The following is a 13,438-nucleotide window of genomic DNA, read 5'->3' on the forward strand; positions in this document are numbered from 1 at the left end:
ATCGAGTGCGCAGGAAAATGACAATTCGTCAATAATTTCTTGTGTTGGGGTGTCCGCTTTTCCGTAAAAAAATGGATTTTTAGAGAGTAAAGAACCGCGCACTTAGAAATGCGCCGAGACAAGGGGTTGAGATATTGAAGAGTAAACTGATTTTTGTTGCAACAGCAGTTGCATTCGCTTGCGGCGCCACCTACGCCCAGACGAAGGTCGTCGTGGACCCGGGTAAAAAATACCAGCTTTTTGAAGGCTGGGGTACAAGTCTTTGCTGGTGGGCAGAACTCGCCGGCGGCTGGGACAAGGCGAACTACACAAAACTTTTGGGTGCAGTGGCTGACCCGGACACGGGTCTTGGCTACAATATTTTCCGCTACAACATTGGTGGTGGCGACCAACCCGGTCATAACCATTTGACCAAAGGCGATGGGGGAGCCGCGGTTCCTGGCTACAAGCCAACCGAAAAAGGCGATTACGACTGGACGGCAGATCCGAACCAGCGTAACATCGCATTTGCTCTTGCAAAAATGGCGAAAGACCCGATTTTCGAAGCGTTTTCGAATTCCCCTCCGTGGTGGATGACAAACAGTGGTTGCGTTTCGGGCGGTGTCAATGGCGCCGACAATCTCAAGTCCGATTACTTTGACGATTTCGCTGATTACCTCTCCGAAGTCGCTAAGCACTTCAAGGAAGAATGGGGCATCACATTCCGCACAATTGAGCCGTTCAACGAGCCAAGTGCAGGCTGGTGGAAGGCGAACGGTGACCAGGAAGGCTGCGGTTTCAAGAACAAGCAATCCGAAATGATTGTGGAGCTTGGCAAGGCACTCAAGAAAAAGGGGCTGTTCCCAGCAACTTCTGTAAGTGCAGCCGATGAATCAAACATTGGCGATGCTTTGGCGCGTTTCAATAGCTATAGTGCCGAAGCTCGTTCTTACATGTTCCAGGTGAATACGCATAGCTATTCCGGTTACGATTCCCGAGCCAAGCTTTATAATGCAGCTTTTGCCGCCGACAAGCGCGTTTGGCAATCTGAATCGGGACCGCTCCACCGCAGTGGAAATCTCGATATTACGCTCTGGATGGCGGATGTGATTTTGCATGACCTTCGCGATATGCATGCAAGCGCCTGGGTCGATTGGCAACTTTCAGACCCTGCCGAGAACTGGCGCACCATTGCTGTTGACCATAAAAAGCAGACATTCTCGTACGCCCCGCGATTCTACATGCACGCCGCGTTTAGCCGCGCCATTCGTCCGGGTTCTCGCTTTATCGATAGCGACAACAGCAACACGCTTGCCGCCATTCGCGAAGATAGCTCGCTCGTGCTCGTGGTGCTGAATACAGGCTCTAGCGATGCAAAGTACACATTCGACTTGAGCAAATTTACGACGATTGGTAAGAAGGCTAAAGTTCATCGCTTTACGCTCCCAGCGGCGCTCAAAGCAGATTCTGATATTGACGTTACGAACAATGCAATTACGGTCACTGCAGGTGCGCAATCCATTGTTACTATGGTCATTGAAAATGCAACCGGTGGTGTATGCGAAGCAAGTGCAATCATTCCGTACGCCAAGATTCACGATGGCGGCTGGAACGAAACGACGGAAGTCAAGGTGAATCCAGGAGATTCACTCGTGATTGGCCCGCATCCGTATGATGGCGGCCGCTGGACTTGGAAAGGTCCGAATGACTTCTATTACTTGGGCCGTGAAGTGCGTTTCAAGAATATGCAATGGCAGAGCAGCGGCATTTACACGGGAACGTACGTGAATCCGTATGGCTGCGAAAGTACGGTCGACATCAAGGTCATCGTCGATGATCCGGAGCATCCGTATGTAGAACCGGAAAAGCCGGATTCTGGCAGGGTGAACATCGATTCGCAAATTGCAACGAGACTCTCGCAAGGTGCTGGGAAAATCTCGGTCACGAGAAGCGGGGGAGACCTGCTAGTGAACGCCGGGAATGCAGCGTGGAATGTCGCGCAGTCCGGGAAGTCCTCGCTGTCCGGGAATGCGCCGCTACAGCTCACAATACACGACTTGCAAGGTGTACTCCTGATGCGTCGCTCCATTGATGGTTCAGCAGTTGTGCCTGTCGCGCACTTGGCAAAAACGCCGTATATTGTACGAATCAAGAGCGCTGGGAAGACCGTTTATCAGCAAAAATTCAAATAACTTATAGAGATCCTCGCAAATGCGAGGATTTGCTTTTTATGTTGAACTTTACGAATGTTTGTGGTGGAGCTTATTGGCGAAGCTACGGCATTTGGCGATTTCGCGTGAGGTGAGTTCTTTGTTCTTGACGGTGCCACCTTTTTGCAGAACACCGGCAATCTTGAACCCGCTCCAGCAAAGAACTTCCTTGAGTGCACGAACAGTACCAGCAGATTGCTTGAATAAAATGTTGAACGGCCATGGGGTAGAGCAGGTGGTGATAATGACAGCCTTTTTGCCTTTGAGAAGCGGAATTGGATAGCCGCTTTCGCTGTGGTCCATCATGCCGTAAACCCAGCGGTCAAAAAGCATTTTGAGTTGCCCCGTCATGTTGCCCCAATAGCACGGAGAACCTACAATTAGCGCATCGCAATCTTGCACGCGCCGCAGAACTTGTTTGGCATCGTCATTAGGCATAACACAGTCATGTGTGCTACGGCATTTCATGCAGCCGATGCACGCGCGGAATTGTAATTTGCAAACATCGATGTAAAGGACTCTGTCGCCACAGGCCAACAGTTCATTGCGAACAATTCCAAGCATTTGGCTGATATTGCTATTCGGGCGAGGGCTTGCATTCAAAATAACGTACTTCAATTTCGGACTCCTTAATAAATTCATAAAAGCTATTCGAGATTGCCGCGCTTCTGCGACGTTCGCAATGACATATTTTGCATGTGCTTTCTAAGCTTTTACTTATTAAACACCTAAGGAGCGGAAATGTGTTACTATAAAAAATCCCGAACGCTTTTTTGAACGTTCGGGAGATTTTTCTTAGTTCCTTCGATGCTTTACTTGAACAGATTCTTCATCTTCTCGAGGAAAGACTCTTCCTGAGCAGATTCCTTGTCCTTGCGGAGTTCGGCGAGCTTCTGGTAAAGCTCCTTCTCTTCGTGGGAAATGTCCTTCGGAATGTCCACGCCAATTTGCACGTAGAGACTTCCACGGTCGCCCTGTTTCTTGAGAGGCCACAAGCCCTGATCGCGCAGACGGAGAACGCTGCCAGCCTGAGTGCCGGCCGCAATCTTGATCTTCACTTCGCCACCGTCCAGCGTCGGAATTCGTTGCGTACCGCCAAGGACCAGCTTGTGGACCGGCACCTTGATTTCGCAGTGTAAATCGTCGCCTTCGCGGGTGTAGAAGTCGTCGGGCTTTTCGGCAATGACCGCCAGCAAGTCGCCGCAGGCACCGCCGCGAGGCCCGCAGTTGCCTTCGCCACGCAGGTTCAGGTACTGGCCCTCGGCAACGCCCGCCGGAATCTTGATGGAAATCTCTTCCGTTTCCTGCACACGGCCTTCGCCATGGCAGTTGCTACACGGTTTCGCGATAACTTCACCCGTACCGTTACAGGTGGGGCAGGCGCTCTCGGTAATCATCTGGAAAAATCCGCCTGTAGAGCGGCGCACACGACCCGTTCCATGACAGGTGCTGCATTCCTTGATGTCCTGGCCACCCTTACCGTTACATTCCGTACAAGGCGTGTAGCGTTTCAGGCGAACCTTCTTGGTGCAGCCTTCGAAGATTTCCTTGTAGCTGAGCGCCACCTTGATCTGCAAGTCGTTCCCGCGGGGAGGCCCGGCCTTGCGTGAGCTCCTGCGGCCACCGCCGCCAAAACCACCGAATCCGCCACCGAAAATATCGCCGAAGTTCGCAAAGATATCCTCGACCGAGAATCCCTGGCCGCCGAATCCGCCGCCACCAAAGCCGCCACCAGGGGCGTTGAAGCCGAACTGGTCATACTGCTTACGCTTCTCGGGGTTGCTGAGCACGTCGTAGGCCTCGGCAGCCTCCTTGAACTTCTCTTCGGCTTCCTTGTCGCCCGGGTTCTTGTCCGGGTGGTACTTGATGGCAAGTTTCTTGTAGGCGTGCTTGATCTCGTCAGCACTCGCGTCCTTGCCGACGCCTAGAACTTCGTAATAATCTCTTTTTTCAGCCATTTTTGCGCTCGCTCATTTTACGCAAAAAGGATTGCTCCCTAAAAGAGAGCCAATCCTTTCTGTATGAGGCCGATAACCGGCGACACACCGATTACCTGCCGTACGCTTAATTAGTCAACCACTTCCGCGTCGACGACTTCCGGACCGTCGCCCTTCTTGTCGTTCTTCGGCTGTTCAGAAGCACCCGGCTGCGGACCCGGCTGGGCCTGGTTTGCACCGGCGGCCTGAGCCATGGAGCTGATCATGCCCTGGAGCTTGTCCATAGCGGCCTTGATCTCTTCCTTGGTGCCGTTGTCCTTCTTGGCCTTGATGTCGTCGATGGCAGCCTGCAGCTGGCTCTTGGTGTCGGCCGGCAACTTGTCGCCAAATTCCTTGAGCTGGCCTTCGGCCTGGTAAGCCATCTGTTCGGCCTGGTTCTTGATGTCCACCAGTTCGCGCTGTTCCTTGTCCTTGGCAGCGTTGGCTTCGGCATCCTTCACCATCTTGTTGATTTCGTCTTCAGACAAGCCGCTGGAAGAAGTAATCTTGATGGACTGTTCCTTGCCTGTTTCCTTGTCCTTGGCAGACACGTGCACAATGCCGTTAGCGTCGATATCGAAGGTCACTTCGATCTGCGGCACGCCACGCGGCTTCTTCGGGAGGTCGGTCAGGTCGAACTTGCCAAGCGTACGGTTGTCGCGGGCAAATTCGCGTTCGCCCTGGAGCACGTGAATCGTCACGGCAGGCTGGTTGTCTTCGGCGGTAGAGAACACCTGGCTCTTCTTGGTCGGAATCGTGGTGTTACGGTCGATGAGCTTGGTCATCACGCCACCGAGAGTTTCGATACCCAGAGAAAGCGGGGTCACGTCGAGGAGCAACACGTCCTTCACGGAGGAGTCGCCGCTAAGCACGGCACCCTGGACGGCGGCACCGATAGCCACCACTTCGTCCGGGTTCACAGTCTTGTTCGGTTCCTTGCCGAAGAACTTCTTCACGGCTTCCTGCACGGCCGGAATACGGGTAGAACCACCGACCAGGATCACTTCGTCGATTTCGCTCAAAGAAAGACCGGAGTCCTTGATAGCCTTGCGGCAGGGTTCCATGGAGCGTTCCACCAGGTGGGCGGTCAGCTGGTCAAACTTTGCACGGCTGAGCGTAAGGTCCAAGTGTTTCGGACCCGAGGCGTCGGCAGTGATGAAGGGGAGGTTGATGTTCGTAGAAGTCGTGGCAGAAAGGTCGATCTTCGCCTTTTCCGCGGCGTCTTTCAAACGCTGCAGGGCCATCTTGTCCTTCTTCAGGTCGATGCCCGGATTGTCCTTCTTGAACTCGTCGTTGATCCAGTCGATGATGACTTCGTCGAAGTTGTCACCGCCGAGCATCGTATCGCCGTTGGTGGCCTTCACGCTGAACATGCCGTCGTCGATTTCGAGGATAGAGATATCGAACGTACCGCCACCGAGGTCATACACGGCGACCTTTTCGCTCTTCTTGGAGTCAAGACCATAGGCGAGGGCTGCTGCCGTCGGTTCGTTCACGATACGCAGCACTTCGAGGCCAGCAATCTTGCCGGCATCCTTCGTAGCCTGACGCTGGGAGTCGTTAAAGTAGGCGGGAACCGTAATCACGGCCTGCGTCACCGGCTGGCCGAGGTAATCTTCGGCAATCTTCTTCATGGTCTGAAGAACAGCAGCGGAAATCTCAGGAGGAGCAAACTGCTTGTCGTCGATCTGCACGCGGACCGGATCAGAACCCGAGCCGACGAGCTTGTACGGCATGTTCTTTTCGGCAGCGGAGCATTCGCCAGCCGTACGACCCATGAAACGCTTGATAGAATAAATCGTCTTTTCCGGGTTCGTGATTGCCTGGCGCTTTGCAACGTGACCCACAAGACGTTCACCGTTCTTGCCGAAAGCGACAATAGACGGCGTGGTGCGGAAACCTTCTGCATTGGCGATGACGACCGGCTTGCCACCTTCCATCACGGCAACGCAGCTGTTTGTCGTACCCAAGTCAATACCAATAATCTTACCCATGATTTTATCTCCTATTTTAAATTCTTGATCCCCAGTGTTTTTGTTTGAGTGGGGAGTTTTTTACGCCGATACATTAGCAAAAGCCGTGCCAACCCCGAAAAACGTCCTTTTTGTTTCGTTCTGAAACATTTTTTAGGCGGAAATCGGGCAAATTTAGGGCTGTTTCAAAAAAGAACGCCCCACAGCGTCATCCAGACAACCGTAGGGCGGAAGGATTCAGTGATGTCTTGAATAGGGGTGGGGGAAGAATCCCCCTGCCTTCAGCCTTGCCCTATTGTCATGCCCGGCTTGACCGGGCAGCTCCTTCTTGGGGCAAGTCTTCCATCACCCCTTCGCCTAAGGGGCTCTGCCCCTTAAAAACCCCGGCCTCTCATAAAAAATTTCAACTGTTAATTTTTGACAGCAGATTGAATATATATTATACGCATGGCTAAATATCAATATGCAAAAGATCAAAATGGGAACATTTTCGAAATTTCTGATGTAACTCCCAAACTTAGAGAAACTACCATATTCACATGTTTAGGATGTGGCAAACGGATGCAGGCTAACTTAGGCAACCATAACGAGCATTATTTTTCCCATAATCCAGGCGAAGACTCTCTATGTAACAGAGAAACATATCTCCATCAAATTGCTAAAGCAAAATTTTTAAATCTATTCAAAAAGTGTAAAGATAAAGATGTACCTTTAATTTTAGAGTATGCAGGTCCTAGTAAATGCGAAGAATTCCCCTGTCCATTTGGGATGCAGTACCCATGTACAAAAGATATTTCCGCACAGCATTTTGAAATCCTGCCTAAATTTTCTACAGCACAAGAAGAGCAATGGGACGAAAACTTTAAGCCGGACATTTTACTAACTAATCCAAACGGAGACTCTCTATATATCGAAATCGCTGTAACACACAAATGTTCCGAAAAGAAAAAAAACTCCAAAGTACCGATTATTGAATTTTTAATGAAGGACGAAGATGATCTAAAAATATTTGAGTCAAGTACGTTCTTTGAATCAAGGGAGTCTAAAATAAAGTCGTTCAACATCTTTAAGCACACAACATTCGTTCCCAACAAGCAAGAGTGTCAAAAAACTTTTCCAACAAAAAGGAATAACAATTCTTATGATTTTGAAAAAGATGACTGTCGTTTAATAGCAATATACAACCATGATGGCTCTATTGATACAAAACTCATGGAAAAAGAGGATGTTCCTAATTTTATTGGATCCTTAAAAGGGCAAGCTACTCGTTGGCTTATTTATGACTGCAATGATTTTATGGAGGCCGTAGGATATACCGACGAAGAACAGAAGGAATTTATGAATGACAGGGACATCGCCTTTAAAGCATATTTCGAAAATAAATCAGTAAAAGTTCGAAATCCAGAAAGATGGGTAAACGCCATTCGTAATATGCAAATTGAGAAATAGCAAAAAAGATACTGAGTATTCCGGAGCAAATTACACCACGAAACCGGAGTAAAGGAAACCGGCGTACCGGTCAAAGGGAAACCGTCCTTTCTAATGATTAATTTTATGCTAGGAAGAATGCTTATGGCTGGATAAGACCAGATGTTTTGTGCAGGCCCTCTCTCTTAGCATCTGAATATGCTTGTATGCAGATTGCTCGCGCGAATGAGCCGGAGAAATCCCGCGCGATCCCAACACTCTGAAATTGACTGAGTTGATTAGAGCTATTAAAGAGGTTTCCTATATCCCGGTTAGGCGGTTTCCGCCATTCCGGAATGTCAGTTTATTTTTTTCGGAATATTCAAGATACAGTATTCAATTAGAAGATGTTATACATGACTGTACATGGTCGAAAGAACGCTTAGATGCGGAATTCGAGAAGGGCTACAACGATATGTTGAGCGGCCGCGTTACTCCCTGGAACGATATATACGCAGAACTCTCCAAAGCCATCTCCGAAATCAAAAACGGAGCACTAGGGAGCGATGCGGAAGAATACATCAAGGGATTGATGAATTAAATCGATCCACTGGTCTAGACTATGCTTCACGTGATTGACGCGAAATATATTGGCGATTATAAGATATCCGTCGAATTCAACGACGGATACCGTTTTGTCGCTGATTTCGAAAGCGTCATCAAGTCGGATCATCGCCCCATCGTGCAGCAACTTGCAGATATCAAATTTTTTAAAGATTTTACGCTGCAAGTGCATACGATTACATGGCCGAACGGCGTCGATTTCGCCCCCGAATACATCAAGGACCTTCAGTAAGCTGAACCTAGTTTGATGCGCCATTTGGGGTCTTAGGGGCATAGCCCTTAGGAGAGAGGGGGGTGAACAACGAAGTGCGGGCCAGGGGGAGGCATCCCCCTTTAATTGTCAAACATCTTCGTAATGACCTTTGCACGAAAGGATGTCGATGAGCAATTAATCGTTCTCCATTGACTCTAATTCGCCGAGCTCATTATTTAGGTTGCATTTCGGTGTGTTTTTATATATATTTAGAGAAAAGAGGTTACTTTTATGCCGCAAATCACCTTTAGCATCAGAATGGATGACAACCTGAAAAAAGACTTTGATAAGCTTTGTGAAGAGTTTGGCATGTCGATGACCACGGCGATAAATGTCTTCGCTCGTGCCGTTGTGCGCGAGAAGAGGATTCCCTTCGAGGTTTCATCCACAAAGGCTCCCGCCTATGCCGCCGACAGGCGCGTTTTCTACAATGCAAGTCCAGTTGCGAGCCGTATGTCGATGGTAATGCGCCAGCTTTCTGCCGAGGCAGAAAGAGCTGGGGCCGCCGATATGACTCTAGACGAAATCAATGCCGAAATTGATGCTGCCAGGAGCGGCCGATGAAGTTTTATGCGGTCATTGACACAAATGTCATTGTTTCCGCTTTGCTGAAATGGAACTCTGTTCCTGGAGTCGTATTGCAGGCAGTTTTCAATGGATTTGTTGTTCCTGTATACAATGATGAAATTCTGAATGAGTATCGCTATGTTTTGAATAGGCCGAAATTCGGTTTTTCTTCAGAGTTGATTTCAGAAACCATATCCCAGATAGAATCCTTGGGTGTTATGGAAAATGCTTTGGAAACTGTTGCAGAAGCCATGCCCGATCCCAAGGACATTGTCTTTTATTCCATTGCGCTTTCTCATGGCAAAACCGCCGAAACGCATCTTGTAACGGGGAACGTCAAGCATTTTCCTGCAAATCCGATTGTCGTCACGCCGCGACAGATGTTGGACATTCTGTGCATGTAGTTAATTCGCCACAGAAATTGCATTAAACTTTGACACTAAAAATCCCCGGCCTCGTGAGTGAGGTCGGGGACTTTAAATGTGGGGGAGGTAGGGCTTATTCCCCGACTTGCAATTTTAGGGGCTTTCCAGCAGGATTCCGGACGACGTAGACTCCGCGCCCAAAGCCGGCCGTCTTGAGTCCGGTCTTGATTTCTGTCAGCGAAGCTCCTGCGTTAAGGCGGACTTTGCCAACCATATTGCCCATCAGGTCAAAGACCTTGTAAACACCTGCGGTTTTTGCGAAAGCGTTTGCAGCATCCGAAGCAAATTTCGGCAAGATGCCCGTGGTGCCATTGCGCTTGTCCATAATATCGCCATCAATTTTACCGAAGGCAATCCAGTCGAGGTTTACGTAGTCGCTTGTTATTAGGACTTTGAGCACGTGTTCGCCTTTGGTGAGTTCCTTGGTTGTTTTGCCTTTGTACGTAGCGTATGTATCGAAGTCATCGGTTCCAGAAAGCGAGAGTGTATCGGTGATGGGTTCATTGTCCATAAAGAATCGTACGCTTGCGCTTTCCATGCCTGTTGCGTAAGAAAGTTCGAAGGGGAGGGTTCCGCTAGTTTCGACGTTCACGGTGTATTCCAGCCATTCACCCTTCTGCGTGTAGCCCACGGCAAATCCATCGCCGTTCTTCACGATATCCACGCGATCTTCGCGATATTCCTTGCCTTGGTTTTCGGTGTCCATGTCATAGTAGGCCTTGCCGGCACCGCCCACGTCATAGTTTTCGAAGTCAATGAAGTTTGCGGGGCCTTCAACGCTTGCACCTACGGCTGGTACATCACACTTGGCTTCTGCATCTTTGAGTTTTTCCTTGCAGAACGGGCTTTGCGGAATAGCGGTCTTGCTATCCTCGAATTCCCAGTAGTCCGCTTCGAAGTCGCCTGCGAACACGAAGAATACGTCGTGCTTGCCAACGGCACCTGTGAGCGGAACTGTTACGAGGCCGTCTGCGGAAAATTCCGCCTTGCCAACAATTTCGCCGTTCACCTTGTCCAGGCGGACGGTGATGCTCGACGCCTTCTTGACGCTCAGCACCGACGCCGAGAAGCTTTCCGCGCCCGCGTCGCCGAATTCCACGCCGCTAATCTTGGTGTATTTTCCTTCGGAAAGATTGGTGATGACCGTATTGCCTGCAGCGCCGCTCTTGCGGACCCTCACGTCTTCGCCCCACGACATGGTTTCCGCTTCCACGCGCTTGTATGGGTCGAAATCTTCCAGCTGGGCCACGCCATTATCCGGCCAATAGTCAATTTTTTGAATAGTGCCGTCGGCGTTATACTTCATTTCGGAAAGGCCGACAGAACGACGCTCCTTGTGTTGGAATTTCTGGCCCATCTTCTCGGACTTGTAACGCCAAAGTTCGTAATTGAGGCCGAAAACGTAGGATTTCCCCTTGAAATCGATGATACCCGGGTGGTTTCCGTTACTGCGCGAAGAATGCGGCATAATGTCGCCCTTGTAGGTCCAGGGGCCAGTAATCTTGTCGCTCATGGCATACCCGATACCTTCGGCACAGCAGGTGGATGCGAAAGTCATGTAGTAATGGTCGCCGTGCTTATAGACCCAGGGGCCTTCTTGGTAATCCTTGATCTTGGGGTAGGTGACGATGGACCCCTGAGTACTAATCATGTCCTTGTTCAACTTGATCATGTACAAATCGGGGTTGCCCCAGTACATGTAGGCCTGTCCGTCGTCGTCAATCCAGACGGTAGGGTCGATATCGTTCCAGTGCTCGCGCTGCCAGACCAGTGCCTTGTTCAAAGGTTCCTTGAAAGGGCCGTAAGGGTTGTCCGCCACCAAGACGGAAATGCCGTTGCCGTGAATGGGGACGTACATGAACCACTTGCCGTCGCGCTCGATGACCTGTTCCGCCCAGGCCCCGTTGGTTTTTGAGCTCCACTTGATGTCGCCCAGGCTCGCTACGGCACCGTGGCTGGTCCAGTTGACCATGTCCGTGGAAGTGTGCAGCAACCAGTCGTACATCATGAACCCGTCGGCATTGTCCTCGTCGTGGGTCGTGTACAGGTAAACCGTATCCCCATGGACATAGGGCGCCGGATCCGCCGTATAGTTCGTCGTGATTACAATTTTCTGAGCGAAACCCGTACAAGCCAAGGCCAATACGGAAGAAACGATTAGGATTTTACCAAACATCTTGATCTCCATTCCTTGTTAATTCCTACACCCAATAACAAAGATATATCTGAAAATGTTTGCGGTTAATCGCTTGCGTAAATCTCTATTGTCATTTTATCAAAAGGGAAGGATTGTAAAAAACATTTACCCAATAAAAATTGAGACAAAAGCCTTAAAAAAGCGTGTATATAAGTAGGGTGCAAACTATGTTTAGACATTCTATTCCAAAATAAATACACCTACTTGACGTATACACATGAAAAAGGTATATTAGACTATGATAAAAAGCTTTGCAGATAAAGACTCAGAGCTCATCTATAACCAGGAATTTTCAAGGCGATTGCCAAACACGATTCAAAAGGTTGCTTTAAGAAAATTAATGATGATAGATAATGCCAAATGTCTTGATGATTTACGTATTCCGCCAAACAATCGTTTGGAACAGTTACATGGAGATAGAATTGGGCAATACTCTATTCGCATAAATGACCAATGGCGTATATGTTTTAGAATGTATGATGGTCACTTTTACAATATTGAAATTGTAGACTACCACTAGGAGTTAGTTATGAACAAGCATATTGAAACACCGACTATCGGAGAAATATTGAACGAAGAATTTTTGATTCCTATGGGGTTGTCCGCTTACAAGGTCGCTCAGGCTATAAATGTTCCCATTTCTAGGATTCAAGATATTCTTCATGACCGTAGAAGGATTACTGTCGATACGTCTTTAAGATTAGCCAAGTTCTTTGGAGTATCTGATGATTATTTCATCTCGCTACAAGACGATATTGATATTCGCAATCTAAAAATTGAATTGGCTGAGGAACTTGAGAAAATCAAAACTTTTGTTCCTGCATAATAGAAAAGCCCGCTCACGGGGGAGTGGCGGGCATAAAGGCGGGGGATATGGGGGTTATTTCCCGGAGGAAACGATAACCTTTGCGGTCTTCAGGATCTTGTTCTTGAGCTTGTAACCCTTCTGGAATACGGTGACAACATGACCTTCCGGGATAGTTTCGGAGGGCTGCTGCATCAGAGCTTCGTGGAGGTTCGGGTCGAATTCCTTGCCGGTCGGGTCAATCTGTTCAAGTCCTGCGTCCGTGAGAACCTTAGCGAACTGGTTATAAATCATCTGCATGCCTTTTTCGAAGGCTTCGAGATCCTTGGCCTTGTTTTCGCTGGCGAAAGCACGTTCGAAATTGTCCTGGACTTCGGAGAGTTTTTCGAGGAGCTTGCCGTTGGCTGTTTCGATGAGTTCGAGCTGTTCCTTGGCGTTACGGCGGCGGAAGTTTTCGAATTCGGCCATCAAACGAACGAAGCGATCGTTGGATTCGGCGAGCTGCTGTTTCAAAATTTCTTCGGCGGAAGGTGCTGCGGGCTGTTCGGCGGCTTTTTCGTCGTCCTTTGGCGCTTCGGCATTTTGACCTTCTACGTCAGCGGGCTTTTCGGCGTTGGCATTGTCGGTTGCTGAGCCTGCCGAAGCATTAGCTTCGGCTTCGAGATTCATTGCGTCTTGGGCGGCTTTCAGCACATCCTGTTCAAATTGAGCACGTTCAGCTTCGTTCGGTTCAATATTCTGTTCCGGATTCTTTTCTTCAGCCATGATTTATCAATATTCCTTTAATAATTGTCCGTGCGGACATCTGTTTTACAATTTCGACATAAAGATAGCAAATACCATGCCAACAAAAAACGTCAAAAATTGTTTTAATGTGAAACAAGCCTGACTCCCCTTTCTAAATCGTTGTTTCCGATAATGCGGATTATGTAAACTAAAATATTGCGATAATTATCGTTTTCTCGAGCAAACGCTCTGACTGCGGCACGGTTGATTTGCACGCCGCAAGGAACGCAATGGCG

The 13,438-nt window shown here is 49.1% G+C and carries 12 protein-coding genes; 7 read left to right on the forward strand and 5 right to left on the reverse strand.

Features of this window, described 5'->3' with window-relative positions; genetic code table 11:
• The first annotated feature begins 134 nt into the window (after positions 1-134).
• Positions 135-2,171: a glycoside hydrolase gene (locus B7991_RS04030; RefSeq protein WP_088629701.1), complete on the forward strand. Its 2,037-nt coding sequence runs from the start codon at positions 135-137 to the stop codon at positions 2,169-2,171.
• Positions 2,172-2,219: 48 nt separating this feature from the next.
• On the opposite strand, the gene B7991_RS04035 is transcribed toward B7991_RS04030, so the two are convergent.
• The 3 genes from B7991_RS04035 to dnaK all read right to left on the reverse strand — a co-directional run bounded on the left by B7991_RS04035 (position 2,220) and on the right by dnaK (position 6,159).
• Positions 2,220-2,807 (reverse strand): flavodoxin family protein, encoded by a 588-nt coding sequence (locus tag B7991_RS04035; RefSeq protein ID WP_088629702.1) that lies wholly within the window; start codon positions 2,805-2,807, stop codon positions 2,220-2,222.
• Between the two features lie 194 nt (positions 2,808-3,001).
• A complete protein-coding gene (gene dnaJ, locus B7991_RS04040; protein WP_088629703.1) occupies positions 3,002-4,147 on the reverse strand; it encodes a molecular chaperone DnaJ in 1,146 nt (381 codons plus the stop codon).
• Positions 4,148-4,257: 110 nt separating this feature from the next.
• Positions 4,258-6,159, reverse strand: a complete 1,902-nt coding sequence (dnaK, locus tag B7991_RS04045) for a molecular chaperone DnaK (protein WP_088629704.1) — start codon at positions 6,157-6,159, stop codon at positions 4,258-4,260.
• Between the two features lie 426 nt (positions 6,160-6,585).
• Here dnaK and B7991_RS04050 point away from each other — a divergent pair, with 426 nt between their 5' ends.
• From B7991_RS04050 to B7991_RS04065, 4 genes are all read left to right on the forward strand, one after another.
• Entirely contained in the window at positions 6,586-7,587 is a 1,002-nt protein-coding gene (locus B7991_RS04050) for a hypothetical protein (protein WP_088629705.1), read from the forward strand.
• Between the two features lie 580 nt (positions 7,588-8,167).
• Positions 8,168-8,401, forward strand: a complete 234-nt coding sequence (locus tag B7991_RS04055) for a DUF2442 domain-containing protein (RefSeq protein ID WP_088629706.1) — start codon at positions 8,168-8,170, stop codon at positions 8,399-8,401.
• Positions 8,402-8,653: 252 nt separating this feature from the next.
• On the forward strand, positions 8,654-8,986 hold the full coding sequence (locus tag B7991_RS04060) for a type II toxin-antitoxin system RelB/DinJ family antitoxin (RefSeq protein WP_088629707.1): 333 nt from the start codon (positions 8,654-8,656) through the stop codon (positions 8,984-8,986).
• Positions 8,983-9,393 carry a putative toxin-antitoxin system toxin component, PIN family gene (locus B7991_RS04065; protein WP_088629708.1) on the forward strand — a complete coding sequence of 137 codons (411 nt, stop codon included), beginning with the start codon at positions 8,983-8,985 and terminating at the stop codon, positions 9,391-9,393. The genes B7991_RS04060 and B7991_RS04065 overlap by 4 nt, the downstream gene beginning before the upstream one ends.
• 94 nt (positions 9,394-9,487) lie before the next feature.
• On the opposite strand, the gene B7991_RS04070 is transcribed toward B7991_RS04065, so the two are convergent.
• Positions 9,488-11,590, reverse strand: coding sequence for a family 43 glycosylhydrolase (locus tag B7991_RS04070; protein WP_088629709.1), 2,103 nt, complete (start codon positions 11,588-11,590; stop codon positions 9,488-9,490).
• 259 nt (positions 11,591-11,849) lie between these two features.
• Between B7991_RS04070 and B7991_RS04075 the strand changes: the two genes are divergently transcribed.
• Together B7991_RS04075 and B7991_RS04080 are read left to right on the forward strand one after the other, a co-directional pair.
• Positions 11,850-12,131: a type II toxin-antitoxin system RelE/ParE family toxin gene (locus B7991_RS04075; protein ID WP_088629710.1), complete on the forward strand. Its 282-nt coding sequence runs from the start codon at positions 11,850-11,852 to the stop codon at positions 12,129-12,131.
• Positions 12,132-12,140: 9 nt separating this feature from the next.
• The gene (locus B7991_RS04080) at positions 12,141-12,437 is read left to right on the forward strand and encodes a HigA family addiction module antitoxin (protein WP_088629711.1); all 297 of its coding nucleotides are present in this window, start codon (positions 12,141-12,143) and stop codon (positions 12,435-12,437) included.
• Positions 12,438-12,491: 54 nt separating this feature from the next.
• On the opposite strand, the gene grpE is transcribed toward B7991_RS04080, so the two are convergent.
• A complete protein-coding gene (gene grpE / locus B7991_RS04085; protein ID WP_088629712.1) occupies positions 12,492-13,181 on the reverse strand; it encodes a nucleotide exchange factor GrpE in 690 nt (229 codons plus the stop codon).
• Positions 13,182-13,438: the final 257 nt, after the last annotated feature.

The organism is Fibrobacter sp. UWB3 (assembly GCF_002210405.1).
In the GTDB taxonomy this organism is placed as follows: Bacteria; Fibrobacterota; Fibrobacteria; order Fibrobacterales; family Fibrobacteraceae; genus Fibrobacter.